Annotated in this window: 1 protein-coding gene; it reads right to left on the bottom strand. The window is 67.0% G+C overall.

What is annotated here, in order from left to right; translation table 11 throughout:
* The coding region (locus tag U1700_RS15510) for an NADH-quinone oxidoreductase subunit N (protein ID WP_332753549.1) at window positions 1-995 on the bottom strand (995 nt) is incomplete at its 3' end.
* Window positions 996-1,005 lie beyond the last annotated feature (10 nt).

The raw sequence follows: 1,005 nt of genomic DNA, 5'->3' as shown, positions 1-1,005 counted from the left end.
GTCAGCACCGCCGCGACGCCCTGCGCCGTACCGGCCGCCAGACCGATCAGCGCGAAGCCGACATTGTTGATCGACGAATAGGCGAGCAGCCGCTTGATGTTGGTCTGCCCGATTGCGGCCACGGCACCCAGAATGATCGACGCCAGCGCGGCGAAGGTCACGATCTGCTGCCACTGCTGCGCGGCCGAGCCCATCGCCTCGACGGCGACACGCACCGCCAGCGCCATCGCCGCGACCTTCGGAGCCGAGGCGAAGAAGGCCGTCACCGGGGTCGGCGCGCCCTCATAGACGTCCGGGGTCCACATGTGGAACGGCACCGCCGACATCTTGAACGCCAGGCCAGCGAACACGAACACCAGACCGAACATCAGCCCCAGCGAGCGCGTGCCCATCGCCGCGTCACGGCCATAGGCGCCCGCAATCTGCGCGAAGTCGGTCGAGCCGGTGAAGCCATAGACCAGCGAGATGCCGTAGAGCAGGATACCCGAGGCCAGCGCGCCGAGGACGAAATACTTCAGGCCCGCTTCGGCCGAACGCCCGTCGCGACGCATGAAGCTGGCCAGCACATAGGCCGACAGGCTCTGAAGTTCGAGACCGACATAGAGCGTCAGCAGATCGCCCGCCGACACCATCATTCCCATGCCGACCGAGGAGAGCAGCATCAGGATGGGATATTCGGGACGCAGATCCTCACCCGGTGAGCGGGCAAAGAAGCGCGGCGCCATGATGATCGCCACCGCGGTCGCCAGATAGATCAGGACCTTGGCGAAACCGGCAAAGGCATCGGCCCGGTACAGGCCGCCAAAGGCGGGCCCGCCCGTGGTCGCAGGCCCGGCCAGCGCGACCATCGCCCCCGCCAGCACGAACACCGCCGCGATGGAGATGCCGCGCGTGGCGTTCGTCCCGCCCCAGGCGGCGACGAGCATCAGCGCGATTGCGCCGAGGGTCAGCACCAGCTCGGGCAGGACCATCAGAAGGTTTAACGAATAGCTCATCAGTGCGCCT

Source organism: Sphingomonas sp. RB1R13, assembly GCF_036663775.1.
Lineage (GTDB): Bacteria > Pseudomonadota > Alphaproteobacteria > Sphingomonadales > Sphingomonadaceae > Sphingomicrobium.
Note: the sequence above shows the minus strand (reverse complement) of the source record. Positions and strands in the feature narration are given on the sequence as shown.